Source organism: Imperialibacter sp., from assembly GCF_040222385.1.
Classification (GTDB): Bacteria; Bacteroidota; Bacteroidia; order Cytophagales; family Cyclobacteriaceae; genus Imperialibacter.
Window position 1 is genome coordinate 159,774 of sequence record NZ_JAVKDF010000027.1, and the last position, 15,163, is coordinate 174,936.

15 protein-coding genes are annotated in these 15,163 nt (G+C 45.9%); 11 read left to right on the forward strand and 4 right to left on the reverse strand.

The features are described 5' to 3' along the window. The first annotated feature begins 45 nt into the window (after nt 1-45). Nucleotides 46-1,008: a threonine ammonia-lyase gene (locus RIG68_RS13625; protein ID WP_350123090.1), complete on the forward strand. Its 963-nt coding sequence runs from the start codon at nt 46-48 to the stop codon at nt 1,006-1,008. Here RIG68_RS13625 and RIG68_RS13630 read toward each other — a convergent pair whose 3' ends face one another. Further along, nucleotides 1,009-1,332: a Rieske (2Fe-2S) protein gene (locus RIG68_RS13630; protein ID WP_350123093.1), complete on the reverse strand. Its 324-nt coding sequence runs from the start codon at nt 1,330-1,332 to the stop codon at nt 1,009-1,011. 53 nt (nt 1,333-1,385) lie between these two features. On the opposite strand from RIG68_RS13630, the gene RIG68_RS13635 reads away from it, so the two are divergent. Continuing rightward, on the forward strand, nt 1,386-2,531 hold the full coding sequence (locus tag RIG68_RS13635) for an aminotransferase class V-fold PLP-dependent enzyme (RefSeq protein WP_350123096.1): 1,146 nt from the start codon (nt 1,386-1,388) through the stop codon (nt 2,529-2,531). Further along, nucleotides 2,528-5,404: a DUF5050 domain-containing protein gene (locus RIG68_RS13640; RefSeq protein ID WP_350123099.1), complete on the forward strand. Its 2,877-nt coding sequence runs from the start codon at nt 2,528-2,530 to the stop codon at nt 5,402-5,404. The genes RIG68_RS13635 and RIG68_RS13640 overlap by 4 nt, the downstream gene beginning before the upstream one ends. Here the strand turns inward: RIG68_RS13640 and RIG68_RS13645 are convergent, their stop codons facing one another. Beyond that, on the reverse strand, nt 5,405-5,830 hold the full coding sequence (locus tag RIG68_RS13645; protein WP_502880637.1) for a DUF427 domain-containing protein: 426 nt from the start codon (nt 5,828-5,830) through the stop codon (nt 5,405-5,407). A 15-nt stretch (nt 5,831-5,845) separates the two neighbouring features. Here RIG68_RS13645 and RIG68_RS13650 point away from each other — a divergent pair, with 15 nt between their 5' ends. The 6 genes from RIG68_RS13650 (at nt 5,846) to RIG68_RS13675 (ending at nt 9,307) form a co-directional block, all read left to right on the forward strand. After that, nucleotides 5,846-6,190 carry a hypothetical protein gene (locus RIG68_RS13650; RefSeq protein ID WP_152001490.1) on the forward strand — a complete coding sequence of 115 codons (345 nt, stop codon included), beginning with the start codon at nt 5,846-5,848 and terminating at the stop codon, nt 6,188-6,190. Between the two features lie 79 nt (nt 6,191-6,269). Further along, the gene (locus RIG68_RS13655; RefSeq protein WP_350123105.1) at nt 6,270-6,797 is read left to right on the forward strand and encodes a ferritin; all 528 of its coding nucleotides are present in this window, start codon (nt 6,270-6,272) and stop codon (nt 6,795-6,797) included. Nucleotides 6,798-7,007: 210 nt separating this feature from the next. Continuing rightward, nucleotides 7,008-7,580, forward strand: coding sequence for a hypothetical protein (locus RIG68_RS13660; protein ID WP_350123108.1), 573 nt, complete (start codon nt 7,008-7,010; stop codon nt 7,578-7,580). Between the two features lie 6 nt (nt 7,581-7,586). After that, nucleotides 7,587-7,910: a LiaF transmembrane domain-containing protein gene (locus tag RIG68_RS13665; RefSeq protein WP_350072423.1), complete on the forward strand. Its 324-nt coding sequence runs from the start codon at nt 7,587-7,589 to the stop codon at nt 7,908-7,910. Between the two features lie 536 nt (nt 7,911-8,446). Then, the gene (locus RIG68_RS13670; RefSeq protein ID WP_255471551.1) at nt 8,447-8,581 is read left to right on the forward strand and encodes a hypothetical protein; all 135 of its coding nucleotides are present in this window, start codon (nt 8,447-8,449) and stop codon (nt 8,579-8,581) included. Nucleotides 8,582-8,599: 18 nt separating this feature from the next. Then, nucleotides 8,600-9,307, forward strand: a complete 708-nt coding sequence (locus RIG68_RS13675) for a metallophosphoesterase family protein (RefSeq protein ID WP_350123111.1) — start codon at nt 8,600-8,602, stop codon at nt 9,305-9,307. A 271-nt stretch (nt 9,308-9,578) separates the two neighbouring features. Here the strand turns inward: RIG68_RS13675 and gdhA are convergent, their stop codons facing one another. Further along, complete coding sequence (gene gdhA, locus RIG68_RS13680; RefSeq protein WP_350123114.1) at nt 9,579-10,922, reverse strand: NADP-specific glutamate dehydrogenase; 1,344 nt, start codon at nt 10,920-10,922, stop codon at nt 9,579-9,581. Between the two features lie 173 nt (nt 10,923-11,095). Between gdhA and RIG68_RS13685 the strand changes: the two genes are divergently transcribed. Together RIG68_RS13685 and RIG68_RS13690 are read left to right on the forward strand one after the other, a co-directional pair. Continuing rightward, nucleotides 11,096-12,802, forward strand: coding sequence for a DUF6909 family protein (locus tag RIG68_RS13685; RefSeq protein WP_350123117.1), 1,707 nt, complete (start codon nt 11,096-11,098; stop codon nt 12,800-12,802). A 157-nt stretch (nt 12,803-12,959) separates the two neighbouring features. Beyond that, nucleotides 12,960-13,145, forward strand: a complete 186-nt coding sequence (locus tag RIG68_RS13690) for a hypothetical protein (protein ID WP_152001483.1) — start codon at nt 12,960-12,962, stop codon at nt 13,143-13,145. On the opposite strand, the gene RIG68_RS13695 is transcribed toward RIG68_RS13690, so the two are convergent. After that, nucleotides 13,146-15,050: a CASTOR/POLLUX-related putative ion channel gene (locus RIG68_RS13695; RefSeq protein ID WP_350123120.1), complete on the reverse strand. Its 1,905-nt coding sequence runs from the start codon at nt 15,048-15,050 to the stop codon at nt 13,146-13,148. Nucleotides 15,051-15,163: the final 113 nt, after the last annotated feature.

A 15,163-nucleotide genomic window follows, 5' to 3' on the forward strand; every position in this document is an offset into this window, starting at 1 on the left:
GATTGCCTTTTACAAAGAACTAACAACCTAGAAATACCATAAAACATGGAATTGACCATTCCCTCTATGAGCGATATCAAGCGGGCCCACACCCGAATCGCCCGTCACATTCTGCAAACTCCTGTACTCACCTCGCATAGCATTGATGAAATGGTTGGCGCCAGTGTTTATTTTAAATGCGAAAACTTCCAGAAGGTCGGGGCTTTCAAAATGAGAGGGGCGGTAAACGCCATCTTCTCGATCGTGCCTGAAAACCGGACAAAGGGGTTCGCCACACACTCATCGGGCAATCACGCACAGGCTGTTGCGCTCGCATCTAAAATGGCTGGTGTAAAGGCTTATATCGTTATGCCCAGTAATTCGGCCGAGGTGAAGAAAAACGCTGCAATCGGCTACGGTGCCGAAGTCATTTTTTGCGAACCCACACTGAAGTCAAGAGAGGACACATTAAAGAAAGTAATAGCTGAAACGGGAGCGACATTCATCCCTCCTTACGACGACCCGGCTATCATCGCCGGCCAGGCTACTGCTGCCAAAGAGCTGATGGAAGAGGTAGTGGATTTGAATGCGGTAATGGCCCCTGTAGGTGGTGGTGGGTTGCTAAGCGGCACCGCCCTCGCTTGCCATTACCTCTCGCCTAAAACTGCGGTTATTGGGGCCGAACCTGAGTTAGCAAACGATGCTTATCAGTCGGTGAAGAAAGGCAAACTGATGCCTGCCAGGCCGCCCGTGACAATTGCCGATGGCCTGCGAACAAGCCTGAGCCAGCTTACCTTCGAGATCATCAGAAATCACGTTAAGGAAATCGTCACCGTTTCGGAAACTGAAATTGTCGACGCCATGCGCATCATCTGGGAGCGTATGAAAATCATCATTGAACCTTCTTGCGCCGTACCCTTTGCCGCTTTGTTGAAAAGAAAAGAGGAATTCAAGGGGCAAAAAATAGGCATTATACTCACCGGTGGCAATGTTGATTTGGAAGATTTGCCGTTTGGAAAAACCTTTTAGCTAATCAACCCCGACATACAATCCATCTTCTCTCCACTCCAATGGGCAGCAGCTCAGGTCTCCGCCCCGTTGCTCTGCCTCCTCACCAGTTTCCATGTTGAAGCGATAGCTGTGCAATGCACAAACTATTTCACCAAAGGGATTGACCCTCCCCTGGTGCAGCGGAAACCTCATATGTGGACAGGCGTCGTGAAAAGCAAAAACTCCTTTCGGTGTCATCACAAGGCAAAGCGTTTTCCCACCAGCAGTCAGTTTTACCGGCTTATTGATCGTCAGACTGTTTTGCATCGCCTGCTTGCTGGAAAATACCTTATACCATTGCATCTATTGTTACTATTACGGTTATTTTTACCCCGATAGCTAAAATTAGAACAACGATGCTCGATTGCCAAAGAGATAAATTTTTTCTGCCTGAAGGCGTGCCCTACCTTAACTGCGCCTACATGTCGCCTATGATGATCAAAGTAGAGGAAAAAGGCATCGAGGGTATGCAAAAAAAGAGGTTTCCCTATCAAGTCTCACCTCAAGATTTTTTTTCGGATACCGACGAGTTAAGGACGCTGTTTGCAGAGGTAATTGATACCCCTGAGCCCAATCGAATAGTTGTGATCCCTTCTGTGTCTTATGGCATGGCCACAGTTACCAGGAACCTGAAGCTGAGCAAAGGTGACGAGGTTATTGCTGCCGGAGAGCAGTTTCCAAGCAATATTTATCCCTGGATGAAGGCTTGTAATGATCAGGGAGCAGAGCTCAAAATAATTGCTCCGCCCAAGCTGGCAGAAGGACGTGGAAAGAAATGGAATGAGAACATTCTGGAAGCCATCAGTAGCAAGACCAAGCTTGTGGCGATCAGCCACTGTCATTGGGCCGATGGTACTGTTTTTGAATTGAAGAAAATTCGGCAGCGCACCAGGGAGGTTGGTGCTTTGCTGGTCATTGATGGCACGCAATCTGTTGGGGCCTTCCCATTCAGTGTCAAAGAGATTGAGCCCGATGCCCTGGTTTGCGCTGGGTACAAATGGCTGATGGGTCCTTACTCCATCGGGCTTGCCTACTACGGCCCACATTTTGACAATGGCTCACCGGTAGAAGAAAACTGGATCAACCGATTTGAAAGTGAGAATTTTGCTAACCTCGTCAACTATCAGGAGAATTATCAACCCGGCGCACTCCGCTATGAGGTAGGCGAGCACAGCAATTTTATTCTTGTGCCCATGCTAAAGGCTGCTCTCAAACAAATCATCAAATGGCAGGTGCCTGAAATAAGCCGGTATTGCACTCAACTCACCCGGGAGGCTATTACCATTTTGCGCAACAAAGGCTATCTGATCGAAGATGACGCCTATCGCTCTCCTCACCTCATTGGGGTTAGGTTCAAAGAAAAGACCTCTTTTGAGAAAACCCAGGCCCTCCTTCAACAGCACAAAGTCAGTGTTTCGGTCAGAGGCACCTCTATCCGCATTTCACCCAATGTTTACAACAATTTCGACGACATTTCTGTCTTACTTAAATGCTTCGAATGATTAAGGTTAACCAAATGGTAGGTTGTTTTCAGCCTATGCTAAAGCCAACCGCTCTAACCTTACTTCTGCTGTGTTTTTTTCATTCCATTTTTGCGCAGGTTCCGGTGATGGAAAACAACCCCGCCACATTAAAATGGAATGAAATAATAACCGATAACTTCAATGTGCTCTTTCCCGAAGGCTTTGAAAAAGAAGGCCAGCGAATGGCCAACACCCTGGAGCACCTCCATGGACCTGTCTCCAAGTCGCTGGGCAAGAAGCCGAGACCTATTCCAATTCTGCTACAAAACCAGGGAGTTATCTCCAACGGGTTTGTAACACTGGGGCCCAGACGATCCGAATTTTATACCTCGCCCCCGCAAGACTATAAGTTTCTCGGCAACAACGATTGGCTCAACACGCTGGCTACCCACGAATACCGGCATGTGGTGCAATTCGACAAATCTATCACGGGGATCTCAAAGCTCGGCTATTGGTTTTTTGGAGAGGACGTACTGGCGGGCCTGGCATTTATCTCAACGCCACTTTGGCTTTGGGAGGGCGACGCCGTGGGGATCGAAACAGCCATGTCCGGTTCGGGCAGGGGTCGTATTCCCTATTTTCAAGCACTTCACCGTGCCAATCTGCTCGACAGAGGTGGCTTTAAATATCAGAAGCAGTACTTGCGATCCTACAAAGACCAGATACCCAACCACTACCTCACCGGTTACCTGATGACTACCTTCCTTCGCAGAACTTACGGTGATGACATTCTGGACAGAGTAACCGAACGTTCCTTTAGCTGGCCAATTCTCCCCTTCACATTCTCCAGGGCACTGAAAAAAGAAACCGGACTCAACCTCACCAGAAACTACAAGCTCATGAGTGAGGAAATGGAAGGGCTATATGAAAACCAGGTGGCCGAGCTTCAACTAACAAGCTTTGATACCATTACCAAAAACAGAGGAAAGGCGTACACTGAATATGCTTACCCACAGTTAACGTCAGACAAAGAGTTCCTGGCCATTAGATATGGTATCGGAGATATATCGCAGCTGGTACGGCATCAAGAAAGTGGTGACTGGAGAGTGTTGCATACACTAGGAGTTTGGGAAGACAGTGGCTACTTGTCTTCAGGCGGTAATAAGGTCGTTTGGAATGAAATTCTTTTTCACCCCCGCTGGGACAAAACCACCTATTCCTCAATCAAAGTTTTTGATTTGAAAACAGGAAAAGCAGCTACCCTGGGCAAACGCAAGCGCTACAAAGGAGCGGGCATTTCGCCAGATGGCACAATAGTGGCTACCATAGAATCAAGCATCGACAATCAGTTCAATATTGTGCTGCTCGACGCAAAAAGCGGTAATGTCCTCAACAGGTTCGAAAACCCCGGCAATCACTTCTATTCAATGCCGCAGTTTTCAAGCAACGGGCTATCGATAGTAGCACTGAAGCATGCTGCTCCAAAGAAAAGCATCGTTAGCATTGATATCGAATCAGGTCAGGAAACTGAATGGATCAGCTCATCAACTGAAAACCTGGGACATCCCGTTATGACGAATGATTGGCTCGTATATGCCTCCGATGCATCCGGGCTGGACAATTTATATGCGCTCGATCTTTCTTCCAAAGAACGATTCCAGATTACTTCTTCAAGGCTGGGGGCCTACAACCCCATTGTCTCAACAGACAAAAACTGGATTTACTACAACGAGATGACCAAAGATGGCTGGGACATTGTCCGGGCTCCGTTCGAGACTGCAAACTGGACTAAAATTCAGGACATGGTGGTCAATCCCGTCAACTATTTTGAGCCTTTGGTAGCGCAGGAAAATCAGGCCGATATACTTAGCACTGTGCCGGAGGTAACCTTTGACGTTAAAAAGTATCAGCAGCTCAAACACCTTTTCCGGCCTTATGGCTGGGGCTGGATAAACACACTCAGCGACAGACAAATCGAGCTGGGGCTTTATTCGCAAAACATTCTGAGCACCATGTATATGGATGCCGGGTACACTATAAACCTCACGGAAGGTACCGGGTACTGGTCGGCCAATCTCTCCTACCAGGGCTTGCCTGTCATCTTTGATGCTGGGATGCTCTCTGGCACAAGATCGGTGTTTGATAATGTCACTGGAGACACCAGGCTATATACCTGGACTGAAAAGGGACTCAACGGCGGCCTTCGCATTCCTTTTCACCTCACGCACTCAAAGTATCAGGAAGACGCTTCAGTGGCAGCTGTGTTTTCCTCCACTCTGGTTGAAGACTATGCCAATCCGGTGCTGGACATTGACCAACAGAGAAATGGCTCCCTTTATTCTGCGCAATACAGCCTAAGCTACTCCCGGCTTCTCAAACAAAGCAAGCGTGATATCTATCCAAAATGGGGGCAATCGGTTAGCCTCAGCTATTTTGACACGCCATTTAAAGGAAGCGACTACCTGTCAACACTGTGGTCTGGAGAGGCATACCTTTACTTGCCTGGTGTGTTGAAGCACCATTCCGTCAGACTGCGTGGAGCCTACCAAAAAGAGGATATCAATAACTACAGGTTTCGCAGCCAGGTTCAGTATGTCAGAGGCTATGGCTACACATCATTCAAGGATCTGACCACGTTTTCTGCTAACTATGCGTTACCGCTAGTTTATCCTGATCTCGCCCTGGGCTCATTGCTCTATGTCCAGCGAGTTCGGGCGAATGCATTCTACGATTATGGAATAGGAACCACACCCTCTTCAGACGTAACATTCAGTTCGGTAGGCTTGGATCTCTTTGTGGATTACAATATCATGAGATACTTGCCTGTTTTTTCCACTGGTGTCAGAATGGTGTATATACCAGATCAAGACACCTATGTTTTCAACGTACTGCTGGGCTCGATTGGCTTCTAGTTACTTCTCCACCTTCACACCTTTCCAAAAAGCCACATAACCCTCTATGTTTCTGGCTAGCTCGCTGGCTTTAGGGTAATACCAGGCGGCGTCTTTGTTTTGCTCTCCTGCCACTTCCAACGTGTAATAAGAAGCCGTCCCTTTCCAGGGGCAGACTGTATGAGTGTTGCTCTCTTTAAAAAACTCGCTCTTGATGGTGTTGGCTGGAAAGTAGTGATTGTTTTCAATAACAATGGTGTCATTGCTTTCTGCTATTACCTGGTCGTTCCAAATCGCTTTCATGGGTGCTTGCTTTTGATATACCAGTTTAACATCAAAATGTGGTATTGGTTCTGCCACCCAGTAATATTTGGGCCAACTATCTTCCAACTGACAAAAATCAGCTCCTTTTATTTGGACTGATTTTAAATAAGCGCTAATTTGCATTGATTTTAATAGTTTATGCTACCAGAAGACGCTCAGGAGCTTTTCAAAAATGGAGTAGGTGCTTTGTACCAAAGCACTTCCAACAAGCGGTTCTACCTTGTTTTTCAGGGTGTGGTGCAGCCTTTCAATGCCATTCAGTTCAGTCGGCTGAAATCAAAAATGGAGGCAGTTAATCCTGAAAGCCTCTTGCTTAGTCACTCCCTTTGCGACACCGAGGTTGTGTATATCCCGTCAATAGATGTATTGCTCGTTATGAGGGTGCAGGAAATGATCGGTTTGAAAGACCTCTTCGCCGGGGCGGCCACCATGCTTGAGCTGACCTCAATTCTTTATAAGCGGGTTTACAACGTACTTATTTAGTTTAATTACAAATCAGCCAGCAGCTACACTTTTTGGCTTCGATTCCTGTTATCTTAGCCTATTGAAACCAGATTTTGTTATGAAGGATATTGTAAGAATGAAAACCTCACTTTCTGAAGAAATTGAGAAACTTTTGAACGAGCAAGTGCGCAGAGAAGCCATCAGCTCCTTCAACTATTTAGCCATCTCCTCCTGGTGTGAGCGCAACGGTTACGTACATAGTGCCCGTTTTTTTGAGCTTCAGTCGGACGAGGAGCGTGCTCACATGAAAAAAATATTCAACTATATCTCGAGCGTGGGTGGAACCGCCATTGTGCCCGAAATCACCAATATTGTGCAGGAATTCGACTCTTTCAAGTCCGTTTTCGAAATTGCGCTGGAGCAGGAAATTGCCATCACCCATTCCATCAACAACATCGTTGATAAGTGCTACAAAGCAAAAGACTACACCACCGCTTCTTTTCTCGACTGGTTTATCAACGAACAGGTAGAAGAAGAGGCTACTGCAAGAAGGTGTCTTGAAATATTTGAGCTAGTCGGTGAAGAAGGCGTTGGCAAGATTCTTATCGACAGAGAAATCGGGAAGACCAGAGGCATGGCAGAATAGCTGTAAAAATACTTATTTTTGAAGGGCTCCCAAAAGGAGCCTTTTTTATTTCAGTACCCTTATTGCCCAGTTTATCGTATTAGTTCAACAGGTCAGGGGAGGTGAATCCATTTTGATCTTCCAGGAGCCTACTTTTAACTTTTGGTTATTTTTTATCTTCAACTAATGAAACGGATTTTCTACCTGGTCTGTGTTTTAACTATGGCTTGCTTGTGCCATCTACATGCCCAAAACAGGGCGAGAGACGAAGAGCCAAAAGTGTTGTTCGGAGGCGAAAAAATCAACATTTCCGGGTTTGGAGGAATCATCCTGGAATTCTCATCCATTGAGGGTCATGCTGCCATTATGAATGGCGGCGGTGGAGCGGTACTCTTCAATAGGTCGCTCTTTCTTGGTGGTTACGGGCTCAGCCTCGCCAATAGTATTCATAAAGAAGCTGCCGGTATCAGGCGGGAAACCAGTTTTACCCACGGTGGTTTTTATGCAGGCTACGTCTTCTTTCCGCACAAGCTCGTTCACTTTGGGGTGAGCAACAGGCTGGGCTGGGGAGTGATTACGCTGACACCCGAAGACGCCTTTTTATCGAGCGCCGCTCCCATATCTGACAACGTATTCGTATGGGTGCCTCAGCTAGAGGCTGAAATGAACTTCTCCCATTGGATGAAAGTCAATGCGGGTGTAGGCTACCGTACGGTATCAGCCGTTAGCAATTCCTTTTACGACAATAAGGATTTTAGCAGTCCATCATTCACCTTATCATTTCTATTCGGTTGGTTTAAATAAGACATCATGGAACAATCACAAAGACGTTTGGTCTTAGGTCTATTTCTCATCATCATTGGCGTGCTTTTTCTCCTGAGAAACCTCGATATCATCGATTTGCCCTGGTATTTCCACACCTGGCAAATGCTGCTCATCGGGCTTGGTGCCTTCAATTTCCTCACCGGAAACCGTTCAGCCGGTTTTATACTTGCAGGTATTGGCGCTGTTTTTTTGCTTCCAGACATCATGAGTTTCAATTTCCGTGATCTCTGGCCAATTGTTTTGATCATTATCGGCGCAAGTTTCTTTTTTCGAAACCGAAACAGCGCTGACGAAGACGCCTCGGGCTAAAAGACTGCATAGTCGACAAAATTAAGTTTTTTGGTAGAGCCAACCGTCATTTCACCAGTCATTGGTCGTAAGAGGGACAGCTGTAGGATCAATCTGTATTCCTGGGTATTGAATGTTTGGTGTGTGGTTGAGCAAAAAAAAGGCTGCCCTATTCGAGACAGCCTTTTACCATTAGCTGGGTTGTAAAACAATAAACTATTCCTACTTACTTGTTCCTTAGCTGTGTTGAAAAACAAATTCCTTTTTTGAGCTTCCTGGCTTTGCCTAACCCGCTTCATTTCTGCACGGGTTGCTCTGTTACTTACAATACAAATGTAGGGCTGATGTAAGAATCATTTTCCCCCTACTTGGTATAGCCATTACCCGTGTACTTTTTTTTCAACAAAACGATGATTTCCGCAGGCCGAGCATATTCAAAAACGTTGAAATGAGCACATTGGTCACTCTTTTTTAACGTGAAGCCGTTTATTTACCCCACGGCTGTTTTTTCGGCTGGCCAAACTGATTATATTCGCAACGTAAAAAACAAAAGCAATATGTTTAATCCTGCAGTTACTTCTGGTGTTGACCTTTTCGTTTACATCGCTATTGGACTTATCTCCCTTGTTAATGCGCTTCTGTTCGTTAACGCAAGAAAAACGAAAGCTAAGGCTGAAGAGAACCACAAATAAGGCACTGCTTTCAGAGAAATGAGTGCATCCGGCTCATTTGTTTCTGTAGAAAATGAGCAGAAAGTATACGCCATTGGCGATATACACGGCTGCATCAATACGCTAAAAGCTTTATTGGATCAAATTGACTACAAGGGGCAATCGCCTCTTTTTTTATTGGGTGACTATGTAAACAAGGGTCCCTCTTCTGTTGCCACCCTCAATTTTATCATTGATTTAAAAAGCCAGTTTCCCAAAGTCCTTCCACTGGCAGGCAATCACGATCAGTACCTCCTCTCCTTTCTCACGAGAGACGACGACGATTGGCTGGATTCCTCGGAATACGCCAACATGAAACGTTATGAAGAGTATCAGACCATTTCTGCCGACGAAAAGCGGCTATTTGTAGATTTTCTTCTTACGCTTCCCCTGTACTACGAAACTGAAACCACCTTTTTTGTACATGCCGGGTTCAACTTCGAAAGGAAAAGCATTTTTGACGATACCAGTGCCATGATCAACACGAGGGCTTTTCACTATGACGCCCGCAAGGCCAGCAACAAGCGCCTCGTTCATGGACACCTTCCTGTAGAATTGGCAATTATGAAAAAAAGAATAGAGAGAGAATTTCCAGTGATTCCACTGGACAATGGTTGTGTGTATTCGGGCGAAAGAAAGGATATGGGATCGCTATGCTGCCTTGAACTAAACAAAATGAAGCTTTTCACTCAGCCCAGAATCGACTAAATGAAAAATCCCGGAAACTGCCGGGATGCAATTGCAGGTACCAGCATGCTCGTTATACTTCCAGGTCTTTGTTGTGGCTGCTCACTTTGCTGTTGGGCAAAATAATGGGGCAAATAATTGCCAACACAAACAAAACGCCAATAATAACTACCATTGCCATAGTTCTGAAATTTTAATGAGAGCCCAAATATAGATCAATATTGTATTGACGCCAACAAATAGTTTAACTGGCTGATAATCTCATTAAATTTATCGCCAGCCCTTACCTGTTCTATACAACTCCCTGCTGTAGCATGGCGTCCGCTACCTTTCTGAACCCTGCGATATTGGCACCCTTCACGTAGTCAACAATCTTGCTGCCAGCACCGTGGTTAACACAGTTTTCATGAATACTTTTCATAATAATTTTAAGCCTGTAGTCCACTTCGTCCCTCGTCCATGACAGCCGTTGGGAGTTTTGTGCCATCTCCAGTCCAGAAGTGCCCACACCGCCAGCATTAGATGCCTTACCCGGCGAAAACAACACATCCTTGTTCCTCAGAAAGTGCATGGCTTCGGGGGTAGTGGGCATGTTAGCTCCTTCAAAAACGCCAATCACTCCATTCTTCACCAGTGTTTTGGCGTCATCTTCGTCAAGCTCATTTTGAGTGGCACAAGGGTATGCTATATCGCACTTTATTCCCCATGGCGTCTTGCCCTCGTGAAACTCCGCCTTGAACTTGTCAGCATATTCTTTTATCCTGCCTCTTCTTACATTTTTCAGGTCCTTAATAAAATCGAGTTTCTCTGCGTCAATGCCAGCGTTATCATAAACAAAACCAGAAGAGTCTGACACCGTCACAACTTTTGCGCCCAGTTCAATAAGCTTCTCGGTGGTGAACTGAGCTACATTTCCTGAGCCAGAAACCACGGCCGTTTTGCCTGCAATCTCATGACCGTGGTGCCGCAGCGCTTCGTCACTGAAGTAGACGCAGCCGTAGCCAGTCGCTTCAGGCCTGATCAGGCTGCCGCCATAGTTCAGCGACTTGCCTGTGAGCACGCCCGTAAACTCATTGGTTACTTTCTTGTATTGCCCAAAAAGGAAGCCTATTTCCCTGGCGCCTACGCCGATATCGCCTGCCGGCACATCCGTGAACTGGCCGATATGCCTGCAAAGCTCAGTCATGAAGCTTTGGCAAAACTTCATCACTTCATTGTCGCTTTTTCCCTTGGGGTCAAAGTCGGAGCCACCCTTGCCTCCACCCAGCGGAAGCGTTGTAAGACTGTTTTTAAATACCTGCTCGAACGCCAGAAATTTAAGTATGCTCAGGTTGACCGAGGGGTGAAACCTCAAACCACCTTTGTATGGCCCAATAGCAGAATTCATTTGTATCCTGAACCCTCGGTTCACTTGAATCTCTCCTTTGTCGTCCAACCAGGGCACCCTGAAAATCACCACTCGCTCTGGCTCCACCATCCTCTCCAAAATTTTGGCCCTTTTGTACACAGGATGCTCCTCCACAAAAGGAACTATCACCTCGGCAAACTCCAATACAGCTTGCAGGAATTCCTTCTCTCCGGGGTTTTTTGCTGCAGTTCTTTCCATAAATGCGGATACTAAAGCAGTGTGGTTCATATCTCTTTTTTTTAGGTGTTGATTGATCTCAAAAAATTAATATAAAAGTTTTCAGCGACAAACGTAAACTCAGCGAAAAAAACCACCTTCAGAGGGCGCTCCACTCCGTTTGCCGGTGCCTAGCACAGTGGTCATTTGAAAGTAAATGGTTATTTTTGTGTGAAACGTAAAAAATGTCGCTTCACCACCCCATTGAACTAACCAAAGCCCAGGAGTCGAGGGCTGCTATTGAAAGAGTTTATATCGAAATGCGCCACCTGTTCAACAGTGGCATCTACAAGCCCTCGGGGGCATCCGGCCAGCAGCTCACCGACTCACTGCTCACGCTTCGGCCTGAAATTTACGGCTCAATGAACGACCCCTCAAAAGTTGAGCTGGACGGCCTGGTATATGTAATCGAACGACTTCCAAAGGGGATAGAAGAGTGTCGTTTTATCCGGCTTATCTCAGAAGAAGGCTACCACAAATCTGGCTTTGAAGTGCTCATTCCTCATGCGAGAAAGAGAAACTGCTACAGGATTGATGACGAACAAATGTTCATTGAGGTAACCAGAGGCAGAAGTGAGATTTACGACATTCTCACTCACCTTACCTTTATGTACCATGAAGCGGAGAAAATTAAAGAGCATGCCTATGACGGGGGTGGTAACCTGAGAAAAGAATGGCTTGCACTGGAAAGGTTGGTCACCAGTGAGCAGGATTTGAAAGGAAAAAGCAAGGAGCTTGCCTTCACTTACCTGTCGACATTGCTGGGTAGAACCTACGAGGAAACAAAGGCGGCTGTTATGCGCCTACAGTCGTCCAAGTCGAATAACAATGGTCTGTTTCACATTGTCTACTGGCTGGGAACCCTGATCATTCGTGAAAAACAGGAAAGCAAAACCATCGAAATTTCGTTTTCTCCCACCCTCCGCCAGCGCATTGGGCACCACATGTACGGTGAGCGCTGGTCGCAGCAAATTAACAAATACCTTGTAAAAGCAAAACTGCTCGACAGACCCATCCACGTCATCAGCGCCAACCTTCATAGTTTCCTCAACACGCTTTACTGTTTTGCGGCCTTAAAAGAATCGGAACGCAAGAAGCAAAGCCTGGAAGATGTAGCGCTTATGCTGAGCGACCCGAAAAACAAAGAGCTGAATGATCGTGTGGAAGCGTTTGCCTCCAAAAATGGCCTCCACCTTATCAAAGACAGCAACGGAACCAACATCTCTGCTCAGGTAATCGATACCGCTAAAATCAACTTTGATCTCCTTCCCACGGAGATTAAAGCAGACCTGGCAAAGTCCAAGAGCAAGAAACCAGTGCTGATTGTTTTCGATTACGCCTTTGGCGAGCAGGCCTACGAGATCATGGATGAGCTGTTGAAACCGCTGGAGGAAAACGATCAAATTTCGATCAGGGTGGCTTCTATCAATATCATGGGCAAGGCGGGCATATTGCAGGGAGGCAAAGGAGACATTATGATCCCCACAGCCCATGTGTTCGAAGGCACTGCCGACAATTACCCCATCGTCAATGATTTCAAGGCCAGCGACTTCCACGCAAAGGGGTTATATGTTTGTGAAGGGCCTATGATCACCGTGCTTGGCACCTCTCTTCAAAACAAAGAAGTGCTGGAATACTTCAAAAGCTCCTCGTGGAATGCCATTGGACTGGAAATGGAGGGTGCACACTATCAGAAGGCTATTCAGTCACACGCAATTATCCGCAACAGTATCAGCAAAGACGTTGTACTAAGGTACGCCTACTACGCATCTGACAACCCTTTGGTAACGGGCAACACACTGGCTTCGGGAAGTCTGGGCCTTGTAGGTGTGAAACCCACCTACCTGATCACCACTGCCATTATCAACAAAATTTTTCGACAAGAAGATTAGCCACATACTCAGAAACAACGCCTTACCGCTAGGGCAAGCCGCCACCTTTTTCAACGATTATGGCAGAAATATTACATCTGTAATGATAGGGTAATAGAATAGTAATGAACAAGTTACGCTGTGTTACGTTATTTACAGTAGCTAATTATACCAAATCATGCAACTGAGTAATCTACAATCGGAAATTCTTCACTCGGTGGAGAACCTAAAGACAGATCAGCAAAAAGATGTGCTTGAGTACATCTCAGAACTGCAACTAAATGATCAGCGAGTCAAAGCAAGGCTAAAGAGCCAGGCGCTAAAAGAAATCAGGCTTGCCCTGAAGAATGAGGCGTTTGCTTAGTTAGTCTTCTGACAGCACGATTATCTTGTCCTTACTGGAAAAGGTAATCAGATCAGATTTCTTTGGGTTAACCACTACCCCGTAGCCCTGGGTGGCATTTCTGGCATCGGAAATTTTCCGGTAGCCAATAGCTACTTCATTCTTTCTGGCGGCCGACTCCAGAATCGTGTAGAAGTTCACCGGCTTATCTACATTGATATAATCTGTAACCGGTTTTATGTAAATCTCTGAACCGTCTGCGTCAAAAAGATCCTCAAAAACCCTCATCAGGTACTTGTTCTCAGCTACCTGAGTCATCAATAAACTCAGCAGTTTATCACTAACTATAAAATCGTCGGCACTGGTAATATCTGCCAGCTGCCTGTTTCTCATGTCGAGCATTTCCGACACAATGTTCATTTTTCGTGGAGAACTGGAAGAAATATTACGCAGGTGAAGCAGGGTAATTAGTGTTTGGGCATCCGCTTCCTGAATGGGGTAGTACTCCTGATAGCACAGCAGCATAATGTAGTCGAATGTCTGACATTTCTGTGTCTCCAAAACTGCTCTGTCCGTAGTGTCAACCATTTCAAACTCAAGAGTGAGGTTGCTCACTGTCTTCTTTAGCTTCTCTATTGGCGCTACCGCATCGTCAAACTTCGAGATTATTTTAATGGAAGATCCAGGCTGCACATAGTTGTCCAACTCCTGAATAATTGTTTTGGCCCTATTATTCCAGCCAATCAGCAAAATTGTCTCGGCGTGGGTAACATCTACTTCGGTCGTTCTTATTGAGTCCTCTTCCAAATTGAAATTTGTGCGATTAGACACAATCATTGTGTCATCGTCTTCGGTTACTCCAATCATTAAGTCGCCAGGCTGAATGACCGTGCTCATTGGTGGATTTACCTCCACGTGGTTGTCGGAAGCGAACTGTATGCCGATGATGGCTGAGTCTTCGTAACTGAAAATAGCCTCCCTGAAAGTCTTGCCGACCAGCTTCGGCTCCTCCACAAAATAGATTTCATCGCCGCCAAAATCCATTAGCTCGATATAAACAACCGACAGCCCCGACTGACGGCTTGTTTGCACCATGATTTTGGAAACAAAGTCGTCGGAAAGGATAAGCTCCACCTCGTCTTTGCCCACCATTTTGGCAACTTCGAAGTTCCTTTTGTTTTCTATTTCTGCCGTAATATGATACGGGGCCTGCCTTCGGTGTGGGCTGGAAATAATGGCCAGGATGGTTTTGATAATTTGGCTGTCAGAATTCTCATTCTCTTTGTCCAGAATGATGATAGACTTTGAGTTCACAGGGTTGCCTATCTCAAGGTCATGCAAGTCGATCGGGTTACCAGTTCTGCAAATGATCTTGGTGTTCTTGGTGTTGCCAATTTTGTCCTTTATCTCGTCTTCCATCAACACCTTGTCCTTGTCAGCCAGGATCACAATCTTAGGGTTCTTCTGGTTTTCGTTAGCGATGATAAGCTCTGGAATGATGGTGAATATTTTTGAAGACCAGCCCAGAATGAGCACATGGTCCTGCTCCATTACGAACGAACGACCCTTTCTTAGCTGATCCAGTTTGTCCATAATTCCATTGGAAATCAAACCAATCAGGATACTGAGGATGACAATACCAAGCAGCGTAACCAGGAACATGAAAATCCGGAAATCCCAATGGCCATCGTGCTCGCCAATCGTACCGGGATCCAGCACGTGCATAAGGCTCGTCCAGAAGGTATCGAGAAAGTTGAGCCTGGTTACCTCATCGGGATGAATATTGGCCAAATACAGAATAGTGGCGAACATCAAAACCAGAAGCAATGCCACCAAGCCCAGGTACGAAATAAGCTTGGTAGAGCCTGCGGACATGAAATTATCAAATGCGTATTTCAGCCGGGCCTTGGTTGATTCGTTATTCATTAATAGGGTTTAAACAACTCAAAAAAAATTTCCATTTCGTCGATGGAAACAAAATTATCTAATTTACCAGTATAGTAAAGCATAAACCTTTCAATTACCGGATATATTTGGGA

Coding starts and splice junctions, on each gene's coding strand:
- RIG68_RS13625 (WP_350123090.1), top strand. CDS start 46: ATGGAATTGACCATTCCCTCTATGAGCGATATCAAGCGGGCCCACACC.
- RIG68_RS13630 (WP_350123093.1), bottom strand. CDS start 1,332: ATGCAATGGTATAAGGTATTTTCCAGCAAGCAGGCGATGCAAAACAGT.
- RIG68_RS13635 (WP_350123096.1), top strand. CDS start 1,386: ATGCTCGATTGCCAAAGAGATAAATTTTTTCTGCCTGAAGGCGTGCCC.
- RIG68_RS13640 (WP_350123099.1), top strand. CDS start 2,528: ATGATTAAGGTTAACCAAATGGTAGGTTGTTTTCAGCCTATGCTAAAG.
- RIG68_RS13645 (WP_502880637.1), bottom strand. CDS start 5,830: ATGCAAATTAGCGCTTATTTAAAATCAGTCCAAATAAAAGGAGCTGAT.
- RIG68_RS13650 (WP_152001490.1), top strand. CDS start 5,846: ATGCTACCAGAAGACGCTCAGGAGCTTTTCAAAAATGGAGTAGGTGCT.
- RIG68_RS13655 (WP_350123105.1), top strand. CDS start 6,270: ATGAAGGATATTGTAAGAATGAAAACCTCACTTTCTGAAGAAATTGAG.
- RIG68_RS13665 (WP_350072423.1), top strand. CDS start 7,587: ATGGAACAATCACAAAGACGTTTGGTCTTAGGTCTATTTCTCATCATC.
- RIG68_RS13670 (WP_255471551.1), top strand. CDS start 8,447: ATGTTTAATCCTGCAGTTACTTCTGGTGTTGACCTTTTCGTTTACATC.
- RIG68_RS13675 (WP_350123111.1), top strand. CDS start 8,600: ATGAGTGCATCCGGCTCATTTGTTTCTGTAGAAAATGAGCAGAAAGTA.
- gdhA (WP_350123114.1), bottom strand. CDS start 10,922: ATGAACCACACTGCTTTAGTATCCGCATTTATGGAAAGAACTGCAGCA.
- RIG68_RS13685 (WP_350123117.1), top strand. CDS start 11,096: ATGTCGCTTCACCACCCCATTGAACTAACCAAAGCCCAGGAGTCGAGG.
- RIG68_RS13690 (WP_152001483.1), top strand. CDS start 12,960: ATGCAACTGAGTAATCTACAATCGGAAATTCTTCACTCGGTGGAGAAC.
- RIG68_RS13695 (WP_350123120.1), bottom strand. CDS start 15,050: ATGAATAACGAATCAACCAAGGCCCGGCTGAAATACGCATTTGATAAT.